Source organism: Paraburkholderia fungorum (assembly GCF_902833645.1).
GTDB classification, from domain to species: domain Bacteria; phylum Pseudomonadota; class Gammaproteobacteria; order Burkholderiales; family Burkholderiaceae; genus Paraburkholderia; species Paraburkholderia fungorum.
The window spans coordinates 117,035-140,229 of record NZ_CADFGE010000008.1 but is presented as its reverse complement, the minus strand read 5'-3'; the positions used below and the strand labels follow the sequence as shown (position 1 = coordinate 140,229).

General features: G+C 61.7%; 20 protein-coding genes. 8 read left to right on the top strand and 12 right to left on the bottom strand.

Annotated elements, in window-relative coordinates:
• Window positions 1–16 precede the first annotated feature (16 nt).
• A complete protein-coding gene (locus HWX91_RS23840) occupies window positions 17–811 on the bottom strand; it encodes an ABC transporter ATP-binding protein (RefSeq protein WP_028195040.1) in 795 nt (264 codons plus the stop codon).
• Between the two features lie 95 nt (window positions 812–906).
• Entirely contained in the window at window positions 907–1,926 is a 1,020-nt protein-coding gene (locus tag HWX91_RS23835; RefSeq protein ID WP_028195039.1) for an ABC transporter substrate-binding protein, read from the bottom strand.
• Window positions 1,927–2,208: 282 nt separating this feature from the next.
• Here HWX91_RS23835 and HWX91_RS23830 point away from each other — a divergent pair, with 282 nt between their 5' ends.
• The 7 genes from HWX91_RS23830 (at window position 2,209) to HWX91_RS23800 (ending at window position 9,400) form a co-directional block, all read left to right on the top strand.
• The gene (locus HWX91_RS23830) at window positions 2,209–2,886 is read left to right on the top strand and encodes a response regulator (RefSeq protein ID WP_028195038.1); all 678 of its coding nucleotides are present in this window, start codon (window positions 2,209–2,211) and stop codon (window positions 2,884–2,886) included.
• Window positions 2,876–4,270 (top strand): sensor histidine kinase, encoded by a 1,395-nt coding sequence (locus tag HWX91_RS23825; protein WP_028195037.1) that lies wholly within the window; start codon window positions 2,876–2,878, stop codon window positions 4,268–4,270. The genes HWX91_RS23830 and HWX91_RS23825 overlap by 11 nt, the downstream gene beginning before the upstream one ends.
• Window positions 4,271–4,445: 175 nt before the next feature.
• Entirely contained in the window at window positions 4,446–5,828 is a 1,383-nt protein-coding gene (locus HWX91_RS23820; RefSeq protein ID WP_028195036.1) for a sensor histidine kinase, read from the top strand.
• A gap of 25 nt (window positions 5,829–5,853) precedes the next feature.
• Window positions 5,854–6,552: a response regulator gene (locus tag HWX91_RS23815; RefSeq protein ID WP_025496643.1), complete on the top strand. Its 699-nt coding sequence runs from the start codon at window positions 5,854–5,856 to the stop codon at window positions 6,550–6,552.
• 189 nt (window positions 6,553–6,741) lie between these two features.
• Window positions 6,742–7,869: a porin gene (locus HWX91_RS23810; protein WP_025496644.1), complete on the top strand. Its 1,128-nt coding sequence runs from the start codon at window positions 6,742–6,744 to the stop codon at window positions 7,867–7,869.
• 260 nt (window positions 7,870–8,129) lie between these two features.
• Window positions 8,130–8,885 (top strand): COG4705 family protein, encoded by a 756-nt coding sequence (locus HWX91_RS23805; RefSeq protein ID WP_028195035.1) that lies wholly within the window; start codon window positions 8,130–8,132, stop codon window positions 8,883–8,885.
• An 83-nt stretch (window positions 8,886–8,968) separates the two neighbouring features.
• Window positions 8,969–9,400 (top strand): hypothetical protein, encoded by a 432-nt coding sequence (locus tag HWX91_RS23800; protein ID WP_030099809.1) that lies wholly within the window; start codon window positions 8,969–8,971, stop codon window positions 9,398–9,400.
• Between the two features lie 92 nt (window positions 9,401–9,492).
• Here HWX91_RS23800 and HWX91_RS23795 read toward each other — a convergent pair whose 3' ends face one another.
• On the bottom strand, window positions 9,493–9,771 hold the full coding sequence (locus HWX91_RS23795; RefSeq protein WP_025496597.1) for a transposase: 279 nt from the start codon (window positions 9,769–9,771) through the stop codon (window positions 9,493–9,495).
• Between the two features lie 433 nt (window positions 9,772–10,204).
• On the opposite strand from HWX91_RS23795, the gene HWX91_RS23790 reads away from it, so the two are divergent.
• Window positions 10,205–11,083 (top strand): EAL domain-containing protein, encoded by an 879-nt coding sequence (locus HWX91_RS23790; RefSeq protein ID WP_052660636.1) that lies wholly within the window; start codon window positions 10,205–10,207, stop codon window positions 11,081–11,083.
• A 206-nt stretch (window positions 11,084–11,289) separates the two neighbouring features.
• Here HWX91_RS23790 and HWX91_RS23785 read toward each other — a convergent pair whose 3' ends face one another.
• The 9 genes from HWX91_RS23785 to HWX91_RS23745 all read right to left on the bottom strand — a co-directional run bounded on the left by HWX91_RS23785 (window position 11,290) and on the right by HWX91_RS23745 (window position 23,051).
• Window positions 11,290–12,558, bottom strand: a complete 1,269-nt coding sequence (locus HWX91_RS23785; protein ID WP_028195032.1) for an isoprenylcysteine carboxylmethyltransferase family protein — start codon at window positions 12,556–12,558, stop codon at window positions 11,290–11,292.
• Between the two features lie 112 nt (window positions 12,559–12,670).
• On the bottom strand, window positions 12,671–14,461 hold the full coding sequence (locus tag HWX91_RS23780) for a collagen-like triple helix repeat-containing protein (RefSeq protein WP_062859107.1): 1,791 nt from the start codon (window positions 14,459–14,461) through the stop codon (window positions 12,671–12,673).
• 273 nt (window positions 14,462–14,734) lie between these two features.
• Entirely contained in the window at window positions 14,735–15,895 is a 1,161-nt protein-coding gene (locus HWX91_RS23775; RefSeq protein ID WP_028195030.1) for an iron-containing alcohol dehydrogenase, read from the bottom strand.
• Window positions 15,895–16,203: a putative quinol monooxygenase gene (locus tag HWX91_RS23770; RefSeq protein WP_028195029.1), complete on the bottom strand. Its 309-nt coding sequence runs from the start codon at window positions 16,201–16,203 to the stop codon at window positions 15,895–15,897. The genes HWX91_RS23775 and HWX91_RS23770 overlap by 1 nt, the downstream gene beginning before the upstream one ends.
• A 25-nt stretch (window positions 16,204–16,228) precedes the next feature.
• Window positions 16,229–16,804, bottom strand: coding sequence for a glycerol-3-phosphate responsive antiterminator (locus HWX91_RS23765; protein ID WP_028195028.1), 576 nt, complete (start codon window positions 16,802–16,804; stop codon window positions 16,229–16,231).
• A 4-nt stretch (window positions 16,805–16,808) separates the two neighbouring features.
• Window positions 16,809–18,374 carry an FAD-binding oxidoreductase gene (locus tag HWX91_RS23760; RefSeq protein WP_028195027.1) on the bottom strand — a complete coding sequence of 522 codons (1,566 nt, stop codon included), beginning with the start codon at window positions 18,372–18,374 and terminating at the stop codon, window positions 16,809–16,811.
• Window positions 18,371–20,050 carry a glycerol-3-phosphate dehydrogenase/oxidase gene (locus HWX91_RS23755; protein ID WP_028195026.1) on the bottom strand — a complete coding sequence of 560 codons (1,680 nt, stop codon included), beginning with the start codon at window positions 20,048–20,050 and terminating at the stop codon, window positions 18,371–18,373. The genes HWX91_RS23760 and HWX91_RS23755 overlap by 4 nt, the downstream gene beginning before the upstream one ends.
• A 5-nt stretch (window positions 20,051–20,055) precedes the next feature.
• Window positions 20,056–21,591: an FGGY family carbohydrate kinase gene (locus tag HWX91_RS23750; RefSeq protein WP_028195025.1), complete on the bottom strand. Its 1,536-nt coding sequence runs from the start codon at window positions 21,589–21,591 to the stop codon at window positions 20,056–20,058.
• Window positions 21,588–23,051, bottom strand: coding sequence for an MFS transporter (locus HWX91_RS23745; RefSeq protein ID WP_028195024.1), 1,464 nt, complete (start codon window positions 23,049–23,051; stop codon window positions 21,588–21,590). The genes HWX91_RS23750 and HWX91_RS23745 overlap by 4 nt, the downstream gene beginning before the upstream one ends.
• Window positions 23,052–23,195 lie beyond the last annotated feature (144 nt).

The window sequence follows — 23,195 nt, the reverse complement described above, 5'->3', positions numbered from 1 at the left end:
GTTTGCCATTCCTTGATTAACCGATCTGCACTTCTTCGCGCAGGTCATGCCAGATGTCGCGCGAGATTTCGATGAAACGCGGTTCGTAGCGAATCTCCGACGTGACGCGCGGACGCGGCAGATCGATTTCGTACACTTTCTTCAGCGTGGCCGGGCGGGCCGTCAGCACGAATACGCGGTCGGCGAGCGCAATCGCTTCTTCCAGATCGTGCGTGACGAACACCACCGAGCCGGCGCCGCCCCACAGTTGCAGCAGTTCGTCCTGCATCAGCGTGCGCGTCTGCATGTCGAGCGCCGAGAAGGGCTCGTCCATCAGCAGGATTTCCGGCTTGTTGATGAAGGTTTGCGCGAGCGCCACGCGCTTTCTCATGCCGCCCGACAGTTGATGCGGATAATGCTTGCCGAACTTGTCGAGACCCACGCGGCGCAGCCATTCGTTGGCTTCGTCGTAGGCGGCGGATTTCGAGCGGCCGCGATACAGCGGGCCGGCCGCCACGTTGTCGAGCACCGAGCGCCACGGGAACACGGCGTCTGCCTGAAACACGAAGCCGATGCGCGGATCGATGCCGTCCACCGGCGCGCCCATCACGCGCACTTCGCCGGTGGTCGGCTTCAGCAAGCCGGTGATCATGCTGAGTGTGGTCGACTTGCCGCAACCCGTCGGCCCGACCACCGCGACGAATTCGCCGCGCGCCACCGACATGCTGAAATCGCGCAATGCGACGGTTGCCTTGCCGTCCGGAGAAATGAAACGGCACGATACGTTGCGCATTTCGATGGCCGGCGTATCGCGTGACATGGGTTGGTTCATCGGCTGGTGCCTCGCAGTTCTCTTGATGTTGAATGGGCGTGACGTCGAGAGCGTTGCTTCGCGCTCACTGCCTCGACCTCACTACCTCTAGCGCATTACTTCGCCGCGGTCTTGACCGGTGCCGACACGTAGTCGTTGGTGTAGGTCTTGGCGAGGTCGATATGCTTGCCCTTCACCGAAGGATTGAATGCCGACAGCACCTTCAGAACCGTTTCCGGGCCGTCGGCGGGCATCTTGCCGTCCTTCGTGAACATCGGCAGCGACGCCTTCAGCGCGCCGACGTACAGATCCTTGTTGTTGCCGTAGTAGTCCTTCGGCATCTTCGCGGCGATCTCATCCGCGCTATGCGTCGCGATGAAGTTCAGCGTCTTCGCGAACGCGTGCGCGAGCTTCGCGGCGTCGTCCTTGTGCGATTCGGCCCATGCGCGCTGCACGTAGAAGCTCGAAGCCGGATACGTGCCGCCGAGCGCGGCGCGCGTGCCTTCCAGCGTGCGCATATCGACCAGCACCTTGGCGTCGCCGGTCTTCAGCAACTGCGAGACGGTCGGCTCCGTGGTCATGCCCGCGTCGATACGGTTCTGCTTGATGGCGGCGATAAAGCTGTTGTCCGCGCCGACCGGCAGCAGCGTGTATTGCGTGGACGGCACGCCCGCGCGTTGCGCGAGATATTGCGTGAGGAAGCTGGTCGACGACCCGAGGCCGGTCACGCCCAGCGTCTTGCCCTTCGCGTCGGCCATGCTTTTGAATGTCTCGGCAGCCTTGGTGGAGACCATTTCCACTTCACCGGGCACCTGGCCGAAAATCACCAGCGCCTGGACTTCCTTGCCCTTGCTCTGCAAGTCGATGGTGTGATCGTAGAAGCCCACCACGCCTTGCACAGCGCCGGCCAGCAGTTCGTTTTCAGCATCCACGCCGGCCGGTTGCGAGAGAATTTCGACGTCGAGTCCTTCGTCCTTGAAGTAGCCGAGTTGCTCCGTGAGCTTGGCCGGCAGATAGATGATCTTGGTGGCGCCGCCGACCATGATCGTCAGCTTCTCGGCGTGAGCCGCGGCCGAAGCGGCGGCAAGGGTGAACGCAACACCTGACACAGCGGCAATCTGGCGCAAGGTACGCATGAAGCAGTCTCCTTAGGTTTGGTCGCCGCTATCTGCGGATGCGGCGCTTTCTGGGTGAATGACGGGGATTATAAAAATCGCAAACCTTCTGGCAGCTTTCGGGGCTGGGGGCAAATTATGGGTGTTAACCCGAGAATTCACATCATCCTGCCCGCCACCCCCTGGCAAACCCCATAACGTAGGCCACGAATCACGCAAGCCGCGCGCAAGGCCGCTGTTTTACGGCACAATCGGCGTCCTGACTTTTCCGCGCATTGAGTGACCCAGTCCGCCGTTCCCACCATGAAGCTGCTGCTTATCGAAGACAACCCGACGCTTGCGCACTGGCTCGCGAAAATGCTGGAGCAGGAAGCGTTCGCGCTCGACGCGGTACAGGACGGCGACGCCGCCGACCACCTGCTGCGCACCAACCACTACGACGTGATCCTGCTCGATCTGAATCTGCCGAAGCTGTCGGGCAAGAACGTGCTGCGCCGGCTGCGCCAGCGCGGTGACGCCACACCGGTCCTGATCCTGACCGCAAGCGGATCGATCGACGAAAAAGTGGAACTGCTCGGCGCCGGTGCGGACGACTACCTGGTCAAGCCTTTCGAAGTACGTGAACTGATCGCGCGGATCAAGGTGGCGATCCGGCGTCAGTCGCCGTCGAAAGCCAGCGAGGTTGTGTGTGGCGATCTTTCGTTCGACATCGACACGCGCCAGTTCACGTTGAAGGGCGCACCGCTGAATGTCACGCCACGCGAGCGCTCGGTGCTCGAAACGTTGATCTTGCGGCTCGGCAAGACGGTGACCAAACCGGCGCTGGTCGACGCGATTTTCACGCTGGCGGACGAGCCGAGCGAGGACGCGGTCGAAATCTACATCTCGCGGCTACGCAAGAAACTCGACGGCAGTTCGGCCGCGATCGTCACGCTGCGTGGGCTCGGTTATCTGCTGCGCAAGAAAGAAGATGACCAATAGCCTGCGCATGCGTCTGCTGTGGTGGCTGCTGGTGCCGCTCGCGCTGTACGTGTTCGTCACCGGCAAGGCGGAGTACGACAATGCGCGGCGGACGGCGGACCTGGTGCAGGACAACCAGCTGATTTCGTCGGCGCGAATGATCGCCGGCGAAGTGGAATGGGTAGACGGCTTTCTGCGCGTGGACGTGCCGCCGGCCGCGCTGGAGATATTCGCGTCGCCGTATCGCGATCAGGTGTTCTACAGCGTGCGGGTCGACGATGGCCGCTTGCTGGCCGGCACGCCGGATTTTCCGCAACACGCGGTGCTACCGTCCGATCGGGCCGATCACTACGATGCCCAGTTTCATGGCCAGTCCGTGCGCGCCGTCGGCCTCGTGCGGCTGATGTACGACAACGGCGCGACGCACCGGGTACGGGTGACGGTGGGCAAGACGGTGCGCTCGCGTGACGCGATGGCGCAGCAATTGTGGCAGCCGCAACTCGTTCGGCAGATCGAAATGATCGTGCTGGCGGTTGCGCTGGCGTGCATCGGCCTCACCTTCGAATTGCGGCCGCTGATGAAAGTGAAGGAGGACGTCGCCGACCGGGACCCCATGCAACTCGAACCGATTCGTGTCGAGCGCCTGCATACCGAGTTGCGGCCCATCGTCGAAGCGATCAATCAATGCATCGCGCGGCTTGGCGTACAGGTCGCCGCACAACGGCGTTTTATCGCCGACGCCGCGCACCAGTTGCGCACGCCGCTTACGCTGCTCGGCACACAATTGCAGTTCGCGCGTCAGCAGGACGGCCTGAATCCCGCGCTCGACGAAGCGCTCGCCGCGATGCATCGCAGCAACCGTTCGATGGTCGGGCTGACCAACAAGCTGCTGTTGCTTGCACAGGCCGAGGCCGCCGACAACCGGCAACTGGCCGTGGAAACGGTGGATCTGGTGCCGCTGGCAATGGACGTGGTGGAGGACCTGGCGCTGCTCGCCCAGGCTCGGGACATCGATCTGGGTGCCGAACTGAACGGCCCCGCGCCGGTGGCCGGGCATCGGGGCCTGCTTCAGGCGTTGATCGCCAATCTCGCGGAGAACGCGATCCGCTATACCGGCAGTGGCGGCCACGTGACGGTGGCAGTTGGCGCGCATGACGGTCTGGTCACCGTGTCGGTGCTGGACGACGGCCCCGGCATTCCGGCCGAGTCGCGCAATCGCGTATTCGAACCGTTTTTCCGGGCATCGACGGATACGGAAGGAACGGGTTTGGGCCTTGCCATCGTGCGCGAAATCGCCGATGCGCATCACGCTGAGATCGTGCTCAAACCAGGCGAAGGCGGCAAAGGCGTACATGTAAGCGTTTCGTTTCCGCGGGCGGCGGCCGAAGGGCGTCAGCCCGCTTGAACCGGCCGCTTCGGCTCGACGAATCTGGAACCAGTCGGGACAAACCCGCAATCGGCGCCGGAAACGCTCATGTGAAAGCTTTGGGAAGGATTCGCGCACCTAGAATTTTTGCTGTCGACCTATTAAACATCCAGCGAAAGGTGCGCTGGTTTCCAGAAAAGAGGAACGACGAATCGTGTTTTCAGGCAGTTTGCGCGGACGTTTGTTGTGGTGGCTCCTGCTGCCGCTGGCGGCGTTCGTTTCCATTTCCGGCCTGATTTCGTACCGTAACGCGCAGACCACGGCCGATCTGGTTCAGGACAACGCGCTGCTATCGTCGATGCGCATCATTGGCGAGGACATCGATTGGGACAACGGCAGCGTTTCGATTCAGGTTCCACCTGCCGCGCTCGAGCTGTTCGAGTCGCCGGAGCAGGACAGTGTCTACTATCGTGTCGAAGCGAGCGGCCACCGCCTGCTGGCCGGCAGCCTCGAGTTGCCGGTGCCGCGCGGCGCGGGCGATGTCCCGATGCTCTACTACACTCATCTCGACGATGGCCGGCCGGTACGCGCGGCTGTTTATGTGCGGCAGTTATACGACTCGGGCCGCACGGAGGAAGTCATCGTCGCGGTCGCGAAGACGGAGGGCTCGCGCGACGCCATGCTGTGGCGCCTGCTGCGGCCGCAACTGTTCGGTGAGGTGCTCACGCTGGTGCTCGCCATGGTGTTCGTCTACCTCGGGCTGACCTTCGAGCTGAGGCCGTTGATGAAGGTGAAAGACGACGTCGCCGATCGCAACGCGTCGCAACTCGAACCGATACGCGTGGTGCGCCTGCATGTCGAACTGAGGCCTATCGTCGACGCGATCAACCAGTGCATCGCGCGCATGGGCCAGCAGGCCGCAACCCAGCGGCAATTCATCTCCGACGCCGCGCATCAGTTGCGCACGCCGCTCGCGCTGCTGGTCGCGCAAATCCAGTTCGCGCGGCAACGTGAAAATCGGGACGCGCCGCTCAGCGAAGCGCTGGCGGGCATGCATAAAAGCAGCCACAAGCTGACCACCCTGACCAACAAACTGTTGCTACTCGCTCAGGCCGAGTCGGCGGCGCCCCCCAATACGCGCGAACGGGTCGATCTGAGCGCGTTGATCGCGGGCGTGCTGGAGGAGTTGATTGCGTTCGCGCAGTCGCGTGAAATCGACCTGGGGGCCGAACTGGAAGACAATTTGTACGTAACGGGCGACGAGGCGTTGACCGCTGCGCTCGTCACCAATCTTGTCGACAACGCGCTGCGCTATACGCAAACCGGTGGCCGTGTGACCGTGCATGCCCAGCGCAGCAACGACCGGGCGATTGTGCGTGTGATCGACAATGGGCCGGGAATCAAGGCCGAAGCGAGGGCACGCGTGTTCGAACGCTTCTATCGCGCGTCGAGTCATGCGGACGGAACCGGCCTCGGTTTGCCGATCGTGCGCGAGATCGCTCACCGGCAGGGCGGTGCGGTAACGCTCGAACCGGGAGAGGGCGGTGTTGGTCTGGTCGCCACCGTCGAGATGCGACTATGGTCGGCAGCGGTTTGATACGCCGGTACATGAGGGGAGACTTATGAAACTGCTGCTCGTTGAAGACGACGCCGACCTCGCGCGTTGGGTGATGAACCTCATGCAGGTCGAGCATTTCGCGATCGACTGGGCGCAGGACGGCGAGCGGGCCGAGACGCTGCTCGGTCTGCAATGCTACGACGCCGTGCTGCTCGATCTGCGGCTGCCGGGCATGAGCGGTAAGGACGTACTGGCGCGCCTGCGCCGCAAACGCGACAACGTGCCGGTGCTGATGCTCACCGCTAACGGTTCGACCGACGACAAGGTAGCCTGTTTCTCGGTCGGCGCGGACGATTATGTCGTCAAACCCTTCGACGCACGCGAGCTGGTCGCACGCATCAAGGCGCTGATCCGCCGCCAGGCGGCCGGCGACAAGGGGCAGTCGATCGACTGCGGCGATCTGCGCTATCTGTTCGACTCCCGTGAATTCGTGCTGCAGAACGAGCCTTTGCCGTTGCGGCGGCGCGAGCATGCGATCCTCGAAACGCTGATGCTGAAGCAGGGCAAAACAGTTTCGAAGTCCACCTTGATCGACAAGGTCTTCGCACTTGACGACGAACCCAGCGCCGATGCCATCGATATCTACATTCACCGCTTGCGCAAGCATCTTGCCAGTTCCAGCGCAAAGATCATGACCTTGCGAGGATTGGGTTACATCCTGCGCGAAGAAGTGCCGTGCGAAGCATTTGCCGAGACGTTATAGCGTCAACGGCGAGTATTTCTTCGTATCGAGCAGGTTATTCGATTCATTTAAATATCGTTATATGTAGTGTTTTCACCGACGTTTCCCGTGCTTCTGCGAAAGAGGCGTGAAGGGTTGGTCTGACTATCCTTTGTTCTGCTACGCAAATGGATATCAGATCAATTCAACGCAGCAGGATCGGAGGAGACGATGGTAAAAAAGAGCAGCTTGTTGCTGGTGGCGAGCACGGGTGTCCTGGCGGTGGGCAGCGCTCACGCGCAATCGAACGTACAGCTATACGGCCTGATGGATCTGAGTGCAGTGTCTTATCAGACCAACGCGAACGCCGATGGCAAACACGTAATTTCAATGGGTATCAACGGTGAACCGTGGTTTAGCGGCAGCCGGTTCGGTATGAAGGGCGCGGAAGATCTGGGTGGCGGCCTGAAGGCGATCTTCAGATTGGAAGCAGAGTACCGCGTGAGCGACGGCGCCATGGAAGACCCGGGTCAGATCTTCGATCGCGACGCATGGGTGGGGGTGGAAAGCGACACCATCGGTAAGTTCACCGCGGGGTTCCAGAACACGATTGCACGCGATGCGTCCGCGATCTACGGCGATCCGTACACCAGCGCGAGGTTGAGTACGGAAGAAGGCGGTTGGACCAATACCAACAACTTCAAGCAACTGATCTTCTACGCGGGCAGCGCTACGGGTACCCGTTACGAGAACGGTCTTGCCTGGAAGAAGCTGTGGAACAACGGTATTTTCACGTCAGCGGGCTATGCTTTCGGCAACAAGACGAGTTTCGGCAACAACGCTACGTATTCCGTTGCACTTGGCTATGACGGTGGCCCGTTCAATGTGTCTTCGTTCTACAACCACGTGAACAACAACGGCTTCACCAACAAGGCGTACTCGGTGGGTGGAAATTACACGTACAGCATCTTCCGCGTGAATGCCGGCTATTTTCACTACACCGGCGATCAGGGTGCGCTGGGCCAACGCCGTGACAATGCGTGGACGGTGTCGTTCAAGCTGGCACCGAAGGGTCCCCTCGACTACGAACTCGGCTACCAGCAGATGCATACGTCGAACGCGGCGTTCGATACGAACGGCAGTATCGCCAATGCCAACCTGAGTTTTGATCCGGATACCGGCACAGGCAGCGGTTATAAGGAAACCCTGTACGCCTCGATGTTCTATCACCTGTCCAAGCGCACCGAACTATACGTGGCCGGCGACTACATGAAGCTGCACCGCGGCTATGTCGTGGCGACGACGTACGGAGCGAAGAACCAGTTGGAGTTGACAACGGGTATTCGTACGCGTTTTTAAATAGTCCATAACGATCGATTCAAGGTCCGAAAAGGCGGCGCGCGGTTCGCGGCGGCGCCTCTTCGGACCTTTTTCTGCCTTCGTTCCCCTGCTGCATTCCCGTGATTGCGCCGGCGTCTCGGATAAGGTTTTCATAAGGTTCGCCATTGCACTATTCGCCGCATGAGTAAGCGCCAGCACGCCTGCTCGCAACGTCGAATTGAATGCCGACCAATGGGAGAACCAGCTTGCTAGAGACCGCGAATGATCGTGCTGCCGGGATGCGGAACAAAGTGCCCGAGGCAACAGCTGTTTTCTGGGCGATCAAGATCATGGCGACCACGGTCGGTGAAACCGGCGCGGACTATCTTGCCGTGCATGTGGGACTCGGTACCGCGTTCACTGGCGCATTGATGTCGGCGTTGCTGATTGCCGCGTTGGTCATGCAGCTTCGCATGCGCAAGTACATACCGTGGATTTACTGGCTGACCGTGGTGCTGGTCAGCGTGGTCGGCACGCAGATTACCGATGCACTGACCGACAAGCTCGATGTCAGTCTTTACGCTAGCACGATCGCGTTTTCTCTGGCGCTGGTCGCGGTGTTCGCGCTCTGGTATCGCAGTGAACGGACGCTGTCGATTCACACGATCTACACGACGCGGCGCGAGCTTTTCTACTGGGCCGCTGTGCTGGTGACGTTCGCGCTCGGCACCGCGGCCGGCGATCTCGCGACAGAAGCTCTGGGACTCGGCTTCCTGTTCGGTGTTGTGGTATTCGGCGCGTTGATCGCTTCGGTGAGCGCTATCTATTACGTCGGCGGGAATCCTGTGCTGACTTTCTGGCTTGCCTATATTTTGACGCGGCCCCTGGGCGCTTCGTTTGGCGACCTCCTTTCGCAGTCGCGCGCTTACGGTGGCCTTGGCCTCGGCACGATCAATACGAGCGTTCTATTTCTGAGTGCCATTGTCGTGCTGGTGATTGTCGCGACTGCAATCGAACAGCGGTCCGTGCGGGTAGTCCCGGCACGCGAGCCTTGAGCGTGCGCCGCTCAATAAGCCGTGCACGTCGCTCATTTTCAATCGTCTATCGACATAACCGGATCATACGGAAGAGGACAATCATGAATCAACGCACGCTCAACAAAGCTGTCGTCGCTTCTTTCATCGCTGTCTCCGCCATCAGCTTCGGGCGCGGCGACGGGGGTGGCAACCTGGGCGGAATCGGCTTCGCGTCAACGGCAGCGGCAGAGGCCGTCAAGGTGTCGAAGCTTGGCGATCTGTCGTCGTTTCGCAAGATCGCCGCCGACACCGCAATACTCGTGGACAAGGGCGATCTCGCGGGCGGCAAGGCGCGCATCAAGGATCTGGAGCTGGCATGGGACGACGCCGAGCCTTCGCTGAAGCCTCGTGCCGCAGCCGACTGGCATATCGTCGACAAGGCCATCGACCGTGCGCTGAGCGCGTTGCGCGCCAGCGCGCCAAATGCAGCGCAATGCAAACAGTCGCTCGCCGATCTGATGGCGGTGATGGATCGAATGAACGGCAAGGCCTGACATGCTGAAGGGGCCGGCGCTCATGGAAGCGAATCGAGGCAGAGAATCGCTTCTGAATCGATGCGGGATGCCAGGCAATGCTTGACGCTAATTCAGCAGGTCGACAACGCCGAATCGCACAACGGAAGGCGTTCATTCACCTGATCCAGAACGCCCGTTTTCTTCCACGTCATATATCGCAGATAACAGGTCTGCTGTGGCGGAAAAGTCGCCGGAAGCCTGTGCCATTTTTCTTTCGTTTGCTGCACCCAGAGTATCGCGTTGAGGATCTCGCGATCGCTGCGACGAGGACGCCCGCGCCCGGACGCGGTCGTGGGAAAGAGATTCTGAACGCGCGCCCAATCGGCGTCGGTGAGGGGGATCTGAAGCATCGGCCGCCTTGAATGACTGTATGAGGAATGCGCAGTCGTTGCATGCTGCGTTGGTGCCGATACTAGTAAATCTTTTTTTATCGGTCAAATTTTATTGGTGCGGTGCGAAAGTCTAAATTTTGCCGATCGTGAACGAGCGTGCTGTTCGTCATGCAGGACACAATTTCCGGATGTGAAAAGACTGCTGTGGTAATCCCAACACGCTACGCATTGCGCGATAGGCCGTAACGTCGAACCAGAACGCTACGTAACACACGCGCCCGTACGAACGTTCGATAATGAAAATCATGCCTCGGCAGATACGATCCTTATCGCCGTAAACCATTGTTCCGTGGGGCTTATCGGTGATGGTCGCGGTTGGATTGCGAAGTGAGCGCAGCACTTGGCACGACATGTGCATACGTTGGCGAGGTTAAAAAATTGCGCCTCCGCCATGCTAACGCTCGACTATGAAAAACCCGTCTCGCTCACAACGTCGTTCGGCACGCGTAACGCTTGCGTTGAGCAGACCGATTGGGACGACGCGCACGACGATCCCGCGACGCTGGGCGGACTCGAGAGCCGTGTCAGCCAGGGTCTGCGCGCCGGCGAATTCCATCTCGTGTTTCAGGGCGCCTATCGCGTGGCAAGCGGAGCGCTGACGCGCCTCGAAGCGCAGGTACGATGGACGCATCCGGATTACGGACTGCTGCTTCCCGGTATTTTCATGATGCCGCTCGAGCATCCGCAAGTCGCGCGGGAGATGGCCTTGTTCGTCATCGAAGGCGTGTGCCGTGAACTGCGCGATTGCCTGTCCGCGAAGATGGCGCTGCTGCCGGTTGCAATCACGGTGCCGGCACAGGTGGCCGTGACCGAATCGTTTGCCGACGACTTGTCACGTATCGCGCGCTCGTATGGCGTGCCGGCCAATCTGATCGAAATCGAAGCGCCCGATAGCGCCGACGCGGCGCGTCTGCTGTCTTTGCGTACCCTGACGGCAGGACTGCGATCGGCGGGAGCCGGCATCTCGCTGGGCAAGTGGGGTAACGGCGCGTCTTCGCTCGCGCTGCTCGGTGCACTCGACGTAGACACGGTCGCGATTGCGCCTGAATTGATGGCCATGGTCCCGCGTGATCCACGCGCCTGCGTGGTGATGTCGGCGTTACTGGATCTGCTCCATGCGCTCGATGTACAGGTCGTGGTGAGCGGTGTCGAGACCAAAGCACAGTTGCAATGGTTGAGCGCCTGGCCACAGGCGCTGGCGCAAGGTTTCCTGTTTGCGCGTCCGAAGGCCGGGCTGGCCAATATGCTGGCGCTCAGCCGCGAATCCTGAGCACGACCCGGAACGTTACGTAACGTTCTGGGTGCAACGCAGCAGACGAGTTTCTATTGCGTCCGGAAAATCGGTGGCGGGCGTTGTCTCTGCGATTCCATTGGCGGTCGCATGTCGCCGGTAAAAAGTGCGGCTTTCATTTCTGTCGGCATCAGAAATGTTGCACTGCAAAAAATGTGTGCCAGCGCGTTCATAGAATAAACATCTTATTTAAACACGCGTCCGATTCTGGCAAACAGGCCATTTTTCTCGATCCATTCTGCGTAAGCCCGATAGTCGGGGTCGTTCATCAAATGCCGTTCCTCGGTTTTGGCGCGCATGAAGTACAGCAGATTCACGGCCGTCAGCGCGACGCAGTGCGTGAACGCGACTTGCCAGCCCAACGGTTCGACGAACGGCACCGAGACCAGCCAGAACGAGAGATTCTTTGTGATGTAGGCCGGATGCTTCGTGAAGCGATAAGGACCCGAGGTGATGATGCCGCGATTGGTCAGGTTCGAGAATCGCAAGCCGAACGCGACAGTGGAAAGCGCGTAGCAGAAGACCAGGGCGATGATTGCGCTGCCCCAGATGAATCGGATAATGGGTACGGAGATCAGCCAGTTGTCCCAGAACATCGTGCCCTGGTAGTGAATATACTGGTTCGAGATGAGCGACCAGAACGGCTGATAACAGACTAGCGCAACCAGCCAGCCGAGCGTGGTGGGTTCCGCGCTGCGCACGTGGGTATCGAGAATGCGCAGTGTGCACAGATAACCTACTGTGCCGAACATCAAGTCCATCGTAAAGGACAGGTCATACATGAACCTGAACGACGCGAGAGAGAACGGCGCGTTCATGGCGGTCGCGAGCGACGCGCCGATATGGTCCGCATCGGTGGAAAGATAGGTGATCATCAGCGGCAGGAAGAACGCTTTCACCATCCATCCCGCCAGCATTTCACGCACGGGCTTCCAGTTGCCCGGGCGCTGTCCGAGAAACACCAGACGGCCCCACAACATGTAAGCATCGTCGACTTCGCGCTGGCGCCTGTCCATCCACGCAAAGTAAAACGGCGCGGCCACCATCAGATACGGTGCGAGCGTTCGGATCAGAGACCAGAAGGGTTGGTAGAACGTGCCGTGATACTCGGGCAATAGCCAGTAGAGCAGACCGATGCCGACATATACCGAGGCCAGCGCGGCAAGACGCAAAGCCACGCGCGCCATGCTGAGCGGCCGGAGCGCCTGACCCGCAAGCCCCGCGCTTGGGCGTAGATACGCGCGCGCGACAAACAGTTCGTATAGCGCGATGGTTGCGATGATCGCGAGACATGCGGCAGTGCTGCGCGCCGCGCCGTCCAGCGCGGTATTGTCGCGCAGCAGCCAGAGTGTCAGCAGGCCGATCGCGATGCCAAGCAGGCCTACGGAAAACGGCGTTGCCGAACGCGGGCGCTGCTCTTCTACGTGCGCTACGTTACCCAGAGTGGAGTTCATGTCATCCTCGTATTCATGACATAGAGAGCGGCCGGGCTTTTGATTTTTTAAGTCCCGGCCGCTGTGCAGAATTGCCGCTTGATGCTGATTAATGCTGCTTACTTATTGCGGGTTATTTAGCGGGGGCGGCGCCGCCAAGCAATCCGGTGACAAGGTTCGTCACCGGCGCCAGCAGATTCCCGCTGCCCGTCGAGCCGCTACCCGTACTGGCCGAGCCACCGGTCAGGCCGCTCACGATGCCTGTGACCGGTGCTAGCGGCGTGGTCTTGCCGGATGCGCCGCTCAGTGTCGAAGTCAGCGTCGTGACGAGGCCGGTGACGGGCGCGAGCGGCGAGCTTTGGCCCGCAGCACCGCTTAGCGTCGACGTCAGCGTCGACACGAGGCCGGTGACCGGTGCGAGCGGACCGCCGGAACTCGAGGAGCCGCCAAGCGAACCGAGGTTGCCGAGCAGACCTGTGACCGGTGCAAGCGGGCCGCCTGCGCCGGAGGTGCCGCCCGAACTCAAACCGCCGAGGAGTCCGGTGATCGGCGCGAGCGGGTTGCCGGAGCTTCCGGTTCCGCCCAGCGAACCCAGGTTGCCGATCAGGCCGGTCAGCGGCGGGATGCCGATGCCGCTACCGGTGCCGCTCGATCCGCCCAGCCCGCCCAGTCCACCAAGCGGGCCCAGCAGGCCGGCGATCGGCGCCAACGGATTGGTCGTCGCGCCCGTTAGCAGTCCACCCGTGCTGGTAACCGTCTTGCCCAACTGGCTCACGATGCCGCCGACGTCTTTACCCACCTGATCGCCCGTCGCGCCCGACACTTTCTTGCCGGCCGAATCGAGTCCGTTGCCGATGGTGCCCAGCAAGCCGTTGAGCGGCGCGCCGAGGCCCGTGGCGTTGCCGATTGTTTGTGTCGTATTCGAGACCACCAGGGTGATCGGGTTGATGGCCGTGCTCAATTGGGTCTCGACCTGTTGAACCGGCCCGCTGGTCAGTGCCGAATTCAAGCCGGCGCCAACTTTGACGACACCCTCACCCACGCCGCCGACAACCGCACCCAAGGTCGACGTGACGGGGGCGAGGGGCGCGAGCGGCCCAGTTCCGAGACTCGTCACCACACCGCCGACCGCAGTAACGGCGGCACCCGTATTGCTGACGAGACCCGACGCGGAGGTCAGAGTCGGTCCAAGCGGATTGGTCGAGCTGCCCAGCGTGCCGAGACCCGCGGCCGTGCCGTTGCCGAGCACCTTGACGCCGTTGCCGAGATCGGTGATTGCAGCACCGAGATTCGAAGTCGTTGCGCCGTTGACGCCGGGGATCGAGGTACCGGTGATCTTGGAACCCGTATCGGCGACGGTGGTGCCCACGGCCGTGATGAGATTGCCGCCCTGGGTGACGACGTTGCCGATTGGGGTGGAGGAGGCGCCGGAGGTGCCGGAGCTGGTGCCCGAGCTCGTACCGGAGCTGCTGGTGCCCGAGCTGCTGGTGCCTGAGCTGCTGGTGCCTGAGCTGCTGGTGCCGGAGCTACTGGTGCCTGAGCTGCTGGTGCCCGAGCTGCTGGTGCCAGAGCTGCTGGTGCCCGAGCTGCTGGTGCCAGAGCTGCTGGTGCCTGAGCTGCTGGTGCCCGAGCTGCTGGTGCCAGAGCTGCTGGTGCCTGAGCTGCTGGTGCCAGAGCTGCTGGTGCCTGAGCTGCTGGTGCCTGAGCTGCTGGTACCTGAGCTGCTGGTGCCGGAGCTACTGCCACCCGAGCTGGCACCTGAAGAGCCGCCCGAGCTACCTCCCGAACTCGACCCCGAAGTGCCTCCCAGTCCACCGCCGCCAAGGCCACTGCCGGGGTTGGTAATGGTCGATCCACAACCGTAGAGCGCGAGTAATGTTGATGTCGCGACAGCGATAACTGTCCGACCGGCGAATTTTTGCATGATGTCCCCGTTGAACGACTATTGATGGGGTTATCACTGCAAATTACACGCCAAATACCACTTATCGCGCCAGTTAAACAATTTGTAAAATATACGGCTGAAGAATCGTGAATCTTAAGAATTTATCGCGTATAAAACCCGCTTTCGACTAAAACGCACCGATCGTGTTCCACGCCCATGCTACGTAACGTGTCCCGTTGGCGTAACGGCGCGGAGCTGCCATCAAACGCTGCGCAGGGCGACTCCCGCACACGCTCGCGCCCAGCTCGCCGATTAAAACGCAGCGGTATAAATTGCCAGCGCATCGGCCTCGGTAACGGGCCGGGGGTTATTCACCAGAAGCCGCGTTTGCAGCATCGCGTCGCTCGCCATCCGCTCGAGCCCGCTTCGTTCAATGCCGACGTCGCGCAACCGGGCCGGAATCGCGGTTGCGGCAATCATCTGTTCGAGCCGTTCGATCAACGCCTGCGTCTTGCTCTCCGCGCTGCCCGCCAGACCCGGCACGATCACGTCCGCGAGTTCCGCGTACAGATGCGCCGCGGCCGGGGCGTTGAACCGCAGCACATGCGGCAGCACGAGCGCATTCGAGAGACCGTGCGGGACGTGGTAAATGCCACCGATCGGATAAGCGAGCGCGTGCACAGCGGCCACCGGCGAATTGGCGAACGCCTGCCCGGCGAATGCCGCGCCGAGCAACATCGCTTCGCGGGCCGCGCGGTTCTGACCGTTCTCGCAGGCAGGCAACAGATTGCGCGACAACAGGTCGAGCGCCTTCACCGCCAGCATGTCGGACATCGGGTTCTTCAAATGCGCGGACGTGTAGGCCTCGATCGCGTGAACCATGGCGTCGACGCCGGTTGCCGCCGTTGCGGCGACCGGCAGGCCGAGCGTGAGTTCGGCGTCGAGAATGGCCAGATCGGCGACCAGTTGCGGCGCGACCACGCCCATCTTCTTCGCCTCACCCACCGTTACGATCGACACAGCCGTGACTTCGGAACCGGTGCCCGCAGTGGTCGGCATCTGCACGAGCGGCAAGCGCGATACGGTGACCTTGTTCACGCCGTACATCTCGCTGAGTGCCTGCTCCTGTTGCGGCGCCAGCACGGCGATCAGCTTCGCCACGTCCATCGACGAACCGCCGCCGAGTCCCAGCACGATTTCCGCACCGGCCTCGCGTGCGAACGACGTCGCCTCGAGCACGATGTGCTCGGGCGGATCGGCGATTACGTCGTCGATCACGGTGGTGTTCCAGCCGTGCGCCGCGAGATCGGCGAGGGCCGGATTCAGCAGCCCGCTCTTGTGAAGAAAACCGTCCGTCACCACGCACAGGCGCGTGAGTGACGGAAACTGCGCACGCAACAGAGCGCCGAGACGGCGCGCCGCGCCGAATTCGACGACCATGGTCGGCACGGTTTGAAACCGGAATGCGTTCATCATGCTGCGTCTCCAGGCACCATATGGCTCGTGACTTCACGCCGCTCGAGCAGCGGAATGATCGTGCCGAAGCCGAGCCGCTGGAAGTGCGGTGTATCGCGATGCACGCTGAGGCCGTCGGCGTCGCTGTACTGTTCGAGAATCACGAAGTGATCGGGATCGACCGGCGAGCGGAAGAATTCGTAGTAGAGGTTCTTGGGCTCCGCGCGGGTCGCCGCCGCGAGTTCCGTGAGGGGTTGCACAATCGCGTCGCCGTTGCCCGGTTTGGCGAAATAATGCGCGATCACCTGCAGGTAAGCATTTGCCATCGGTTACTCCAACAAGATGGGACCTTCAACGTTCGGGATCCAGATTCCACAATTCGCTGTCGCTGGTGGAGACCGCGACTGCGCCTTTCTTCAGCGCATCGAACACGTCGCCTTTATTGCAGACGAAGCCCGAGGCGACGATCGGCGGTAAAGCCTTGCGGTCCTGCTCAGACAGATGCGAGAGCATCGGCGCCGGCATCAGTTGTACCAGATTCGGATCGCTTTGCTCCAATGCCTTTACGCTGCGCGGCCAGGTCGAGCGGTCCGTCACGAATACTTTCTGCATGGTGACGAGACCGGCCCGATTGCCGCGCTGGATAGTCGCCACCCGGGTCGAGACGAGGCTGGTGACGCCGATGTCCGCCAGATACTCCACGCCGCCTTTATCTTGCGAAAGCCCGTCGCAACTGTCGATATTGACGATGACATACTTGCCGGCTTTCGTCAGCGCCGCGACCACCGGATGCAGTTTGCGTAATTCGACATTCGCGACGATCGAGATTTCCGCGGCGCTTTTCAGAAAGATGTCGATCTGCTCGACGCCGAACAGCGTTGCAATGACCGGGTGGCGCGTAAGGCGCGCCCCAAGTGACTTATCCATGTGATTACTGCTTCGTGTCTTGAGCTTGCTCGTCAGTCAGGCCAAGCTTGCCGGGATTGAGAATGTTCTTCGGGTCGAGCGTGCGCTTGATTGCCTGCAGAACCGGGAATGCACTACCGAGCGATTCGCTCATGTACGGCGCGCGCAACAGGCCGACGCCGTGATGGTGGCTCAACGTTGCATTGTATTTGATGAGGACAGCATTGGCGGCGTCCCATGCCGCGCGATACCACTTCGCACGGTGCTCGACTTCGACTTCGCCGCGCAACGAGAAGTACAGGCACGCGCCGTCCACATACGCATGCGACTGGTGCGCCGAACCGGCCAGCGTGCCGGGTACTGCATTGATGGCGGCCACCACGTCGGCATAGATGCCCGGCAGGTCTTTCCACGGGCCGACCATTTCCAGCGTATCGGCCACGAAACCCGGGCTGCGCTTGAAACCTTCCGCGCTCTTGCCGGTGAGGTAACGCGTGTCGAGCCACTTCTCGAAGATGACCTTGTCGTCCAGTTGCTCGCCCAGTTCCTTGCAGACACATTCGCTGATCGTCAGCACCGCTTCGACCATTTCGCGCGGACCTTCGTCGGCGATCAGCAGCACGTTCGATTCCGGCAGCCCGAATTGCACGCCGCTTTCGAGCTCGTCATATAGACGCAGGGCAGCCGGGTTCGCGCCTTGTTGCATGATCTGACGGCATGCTTCGAGGCCGATCGCGAAGGTCTTGAAGCCATAGGCAATCGCCCGGCCGTAATCCGGCAGACGATGCAGCTTCAACCGCACGCGCACGATTACGCCAAGTGTGCCTTCGGAACCGATGAAGAGCTGCTGCAGATCGGGACCGACCGCCGCGCGCGAATAACCGCCCACGCTGATCAGACTGCCGTCGGCAAGCACCACGTCCATGCCGGACACCATGTCTTCGATCTTGCCGTAACGCGTCGAGAGTTGACCCGCGCCGCGGCACGCCACCCATCCGCCGACTGTACTGATTGCGTACGACGACGGCCAATGGCCCATCGTCATGCCGTAATCGCGCTGAATGGTTTCTTCGAAGATGTCGCCGAACATGCCTGCTTCGACTTCGACGATCTGGCTTTCGCGGTCAAAGCCGACGAGGCGATTCAGTTCGCACACGTCCAGCACGATGCCGCCGCGCACGGGCAGCGCCGCACCGGTCACATTGCTGCGCCCCGCGGACACCGTTACCGGAATCGACGCTGCATGGGCGATACGCATGACAGCCTGAATCTGCTCGACCTTCGAAACGCGCACGATGACCGCGTGCGGCGTAGCCGGTTTGCCGGCGGTTTCCGTCACCATCGAGGCGGCCCACCAGTCGCGCGTCCACGCGACGACGTCGGGTGCGAGCGTGAGCACTTCGTCGGCTACCTCGCGCAACGCGCCGATCTGCTGTTCGCTGACCTTGACCGGATCGCGTTGCAGACCGGCTTCGGTGGTGCTGTCTTTGACTGCGTCCTTGAGCGTGGCGGCGTAAGCCGGCGGAGTATGCGCGCCGACGATGTAGTTGCCACGGTTATAGCCACGCTTGATTGCTTCCTTGCTGATCATTCGGTTTCTCCCATAAGAACAGACTTTTCGTGTTCGACGGCGGCGACGTAGTCGCTCACCTGCTTTGCGACGGCCGCCGCGGACAAGCCGAGCTCCGTCTGTAAAATTTCACCTACGCGCACGGCGGCGCGTGCCGATGCATCGCGTGCCATCAGGCGTGCGCGGATGCGGCGCGACAGCACGTCATCCACGTTGCGTGCGAGTTCGTGTCTGACGGCGTAGAGCACCTCTGCTTCGGTGTACGGCAGACCTTCGACAATCGGCTTCAGCAAGCTCGAATCGCCTTCGAGAATGTCGGTGACGAAGCGTGCTTCCGTGCCGTAGCGTTCGCCCAGTTGCGCGGACAATCCGCCGGACGCGACGATCGCTTGCGCGTCGTAGCCCGCCGCGCCAAGCAGGTACGCGGACTTCGTACGGCATTTCGCGCGTTTGCCGATCACCTTCTGCGCGGCGTCGATGGTCTGTTCGGCCATGTGCCGCGAGGTCGTGAGCTTGCCGCCCACGATCGTGACGAGTCCATCCGGTGCGGTGTGAATCTCGTGATTGCGCTTCATTTCCAGTGTCTTTCCGCCAGGCGGCCCGACCAGCGGCCGGCAACCGGCGATGCTGCCCACCACATCTTCCGCCTGCAGATCGGTCTTCAACGCGGAGCGCGCGCCTTCGATCAGGAAGTCGAGTTCCTGGCGCGTGCAGCAGACATCGTCTAAATTGCCTTGATAGTCTTCGTCGGTGGTGCCGAGATAGGACACGTTGCCCCAGCGCGTGATCGTCGCGCGTCGGCTGCGGCCCGGTACGGGAATCGTCACCGTGCAGTCGTTGCGAATCTTCAGCCACGGAATCGCGACGTGCACGCCCTTCGCAGGACGGATTTGCAAAGCTGCCGGATCGTCTTTCTTGCGGCCGTTCCAGTCGCGCAGCCAGACGCCGGTAGCCATCACCACCACGCCGCCACGCACGCGAATTTCGCGCTCGTCCGCATGCACGATCACGCCGTCGACGCTGCCGTGTCCGTCGCGCGTAATCTCGACGACCTTCGCGTGATTGACCACGGCCGCGCCATGAAACGCCGCCGTGCGCGCGAGATTCAACGTGAGGCGCGCATCGTCCACGCGCGCGTCGAAATACATGAAGCCGCCGGTGAGGTTCTCTTCGTTGAAGGTGGGGCAGTGCGACAGCACTTCCGCCTTGCTGAGCTTCTGATGCAGGATGCCTTCGCGCCAGCCGCCGGCAATGTCGTAGGTCCACAGCAGACTTTCGAATGCTTTGGCGAGACGCTTGTCGAACACGCCGTCTTTTTCCATGACGGGAAACAGGAAGGGCAGACGTTGCACCAGGTGCCGCGCGTTTCTGCGCAGACGCTGCCGTTCGAGTAACGAGTGGCGTACCAGCCCGAGATTGCCCTGCTCGATATAACGCAGGCCGCCGTGCACCATCTTCGATGACTTCGACGAGGTGCCCGAGGCGAAATCGCTCTTTTCCAGCAGCGCTACGCGATAGCCGCGCAAGCTGGCGTCGAGTGCCGCGTAGGCGCCGGTCACACCGCCGCCCACGATCACGATGTCGAAGGTTTCACTGCCGAGGCGGTCGAGCTGCTCGCCGCGCACCATGCGCAGGGGCTCGGTGCCGGTCATTGCGGCGCGTTCTTTCGAGGCCTTTCTGGATGGAATAAACAACATGTGTCTCAGTCCCCGCAACCATTATTAAATGCACTTGCGTGAGCAAGCTCGGCCTCGACCCTTGCCTGCCACGAGGCGCGCCGCTTCGCGCGCGCGCCTGAGTCCGCTGACGGCTCGAACACCGCGTTGGTGCCAATAGTGGCGCGGGCCTGCTGCAACGAATCCCACAGCAAGCCCGACGAACCCGCGAGAAACGCGATGCCGCGCAGGCTCGCGCGATCGCTTTCATGCATGCGCCGCACCGGCATGCCGCTCAGATCGGCCTGAATCTGCAACAGGGTGTCGCTGCCCGACAGGCCGCCGCCGACCACCAGTTCGGAGGCCTCGACATCCGCGATCGCCTGGTTCGCGTCGATGCACAACGCCACCGAATGCACGATGCCTTCGAGAATCGCGTAGGCGATTTCGGCTTGTGTCGTCGCGATGGAAATGCCGCACAGCGAAGCGCGCGCATTCGGTTGCAATTGCGGTACGCGCAGACCGGTCAACGCGGGCAGGAAGGTCACGCCGCGCGCCGAGTTCACCGTCGCGGCGAGCGCACTGATCTGGGCGGGGTTATCGAACCAGTGCAATTTCTCGCAGATCCAGTTCAGCGCCGAGCCTGTAGTCGCGACGAAGGTTTCGAGGGAATAATGCGAGACGTTGTGCTGACGGCGCGCGGTCATCGTCAGCGTGCCGTCGTGCGAAGTCCCTGTTACGGGAGGAATCTGCGTGCCCACCAGCAGATCGACGAAACTGCCGGTGCCGTGGACACACATCGACTGGCCGCGATCGAGACAGCCCAGTCCCACGGCGCCCGCAAGCTGATCGCCGGCGCAGGCGAGAATCGGCACGTCGATGCCGAGCACCTCAGGGCGAGTTCGGCCGAATTCATCGGCATCCTGACGAAGTTCCGGTAACAGGCTCTGCGGGAAGCCGAGCGCATCGATCCAGTCGAGACAATAGCGGTGCTCGGCCAGCAGGTAGGCGCTCGCCGAGGTCGCATTGGTCGGCGTCGTCACACAAACGCGTTCGTTCGACAGATGCCAGAGCAGCCACGTGTCGATGGTGCCGAACGCGAGGCGCCGCTCGCGCTGGGCGAGGACGACTGAGGGCGTCTTTTGCAGGTGATGGGCTGCCCACAGATAGGGCGAGCGCACGCCGGCAGGGCGTCCCACGCGTTCAATCAATGTGCTGTCCCACTTCGCGGCCAACCGGTCCAGTTCGCTTGCGTGGCGTGTGTCCTGCCACACCATCGCGGGCACCAGCGCGCGGCCGGTGTGGGTGTCCCACAGCACGGCGGTGGCGCGTTGCGTCGCAATGGCCAACGCGACCACGTTCAACTGCTCGCTTGCCGCGCGAGCCAGCGTCGCGCGGCACACGGCGAGGGTTTTCTCGAGGATGGCGTTCGCGTCCTGCTCGACGACGCCCGGCCGCGGGCTGTCGACACTGAGCGGCAGATACTCCAGACAGGAGACCTGTCCGTCTGCGTCGACGACTGCCGCGCGCGTGCCGGACGTCCCCTCGTCGATGGCGAGAATAACGTTTCGATTACGGGTCATTGCTGGGATTTCTCGATTGCCGGGGTCATGAATGCGGATGCTTGCTCAGCGTCGCCTTTGAATTGCGGCGCGTTGGGTTCGTTGTCGGGGGTGATGGTGGTGCGCGTCGGGTCCCACTTGATGACAAAGCAGATCACGCTCGCCACCAGCGGCACGATGGCCAGGATCAGGAAGGTGGTGTCGAGGCCGTAGCGCTCACGGAAAAGCGGGAACACCAGCAGGCCCAGCGCGGCGCCGATCGACCCCAACGCGCCGATCACGCCGTTGGCGCCCGCGCGAATCTCGCTGCGAAACGACAGCGAAGAAAGACTCTTGCCGTTCGCGCCGGGCCCTGAAGAGTGAAACAGAATGAACAGCGACGGCACGATCACCGCGAGCCACAATGGCATTTTCGAGCCGAACAGGCCGAGTACCACCAGCATTACGAAGACCGCGGCGAAGCCGAATGCGGAAGCGCGCCGCAAGCCGAATCGCTTGCCGATGACCGGCGACATGAAGCCGCCGAAGATGCCGAACACGTTGAAGAGCAATGCGCCGAGCGTGGCGTAGACGAAATCCTTGCCGAACAACGCCGCGCTGATCAACGGCAAATACCAGCCGATCGCGAAGTACTGGATCGACTGGCCGACCTGAACGGTAGCGGCGAGCAGGGTGCGTGGCAGATAGATGCCGCGAAAGATCAGGGCGACGTTGGCGAGCCCACGGGTGGCCTGATTCAGCACCGGCACGCGCTCTTCGACGGGCGCGGCAGAGAAGGGGCGCCCGTAGATGCGGCTCATCGCGGTGGCGGCTTCCACCAGACGTTCCTTGCGCGCGAGCCAGATCGGGCTCTCGACCAGAAACACCAGTTGCAGCACGAGGATCGCGGCGCCGAACAGGGCCGTTGCCGCCACCGAATAGCGCCAGATCGAGTCGCCGACGTGCCACGATTGAAACAGCAGTGCGAGCAGCAGGTTGGAGCAGACGGCGGTGTACCACATGCCCTGCCATGCATTCAGGCGGCTCTTCAGTTTGACCGGTGTGAACTCGGCGAGCATCGCCATCGCAATCGCGAAGTCGATCCCATAGGCCATGCCGACAAAGAAGCGGCCTGCCAGAATGACTTCGAAGCCCGGTGCGAACACCACCAGCACGGCGCCGATCACCGCGAGCAATTTGGCTAGCACTAATGGACGGATGCGCCCCCAGCGATCGGCCATCCAGCCGCCGATCGGGTTAAAGGCGATCGCAACCCAGGACGCAAACGACGTCATGAGCGCAATTTGAGGCGCGCCGAGATGGAGATCCCGCGTCATGGGCCCGAGGCCCGCGCTCAAAGCCGAATTGGAGAATGCGTCTAGAAACAGGCCGCCGAGTGCGAGCCACCAGATAACGCCGGCTCTACCGGGAATGCCTGAACATGAATCGATGAATGAAATGACATCGTCAATGCCACGAATCTTAATCGCGATCGTTTGCACAATCGGTCTCCTTTAGTTTTTCTGTAAGAGGCCGGTGCTGTTCGCGGAGCAAATCGCGAGTGCGTTTGCGATTACGTTTCGCTCACGCGCAAGAGACCATCTTACAGATAGTCTCTTATCTAGATCTGCAGGCAAACTTTATGA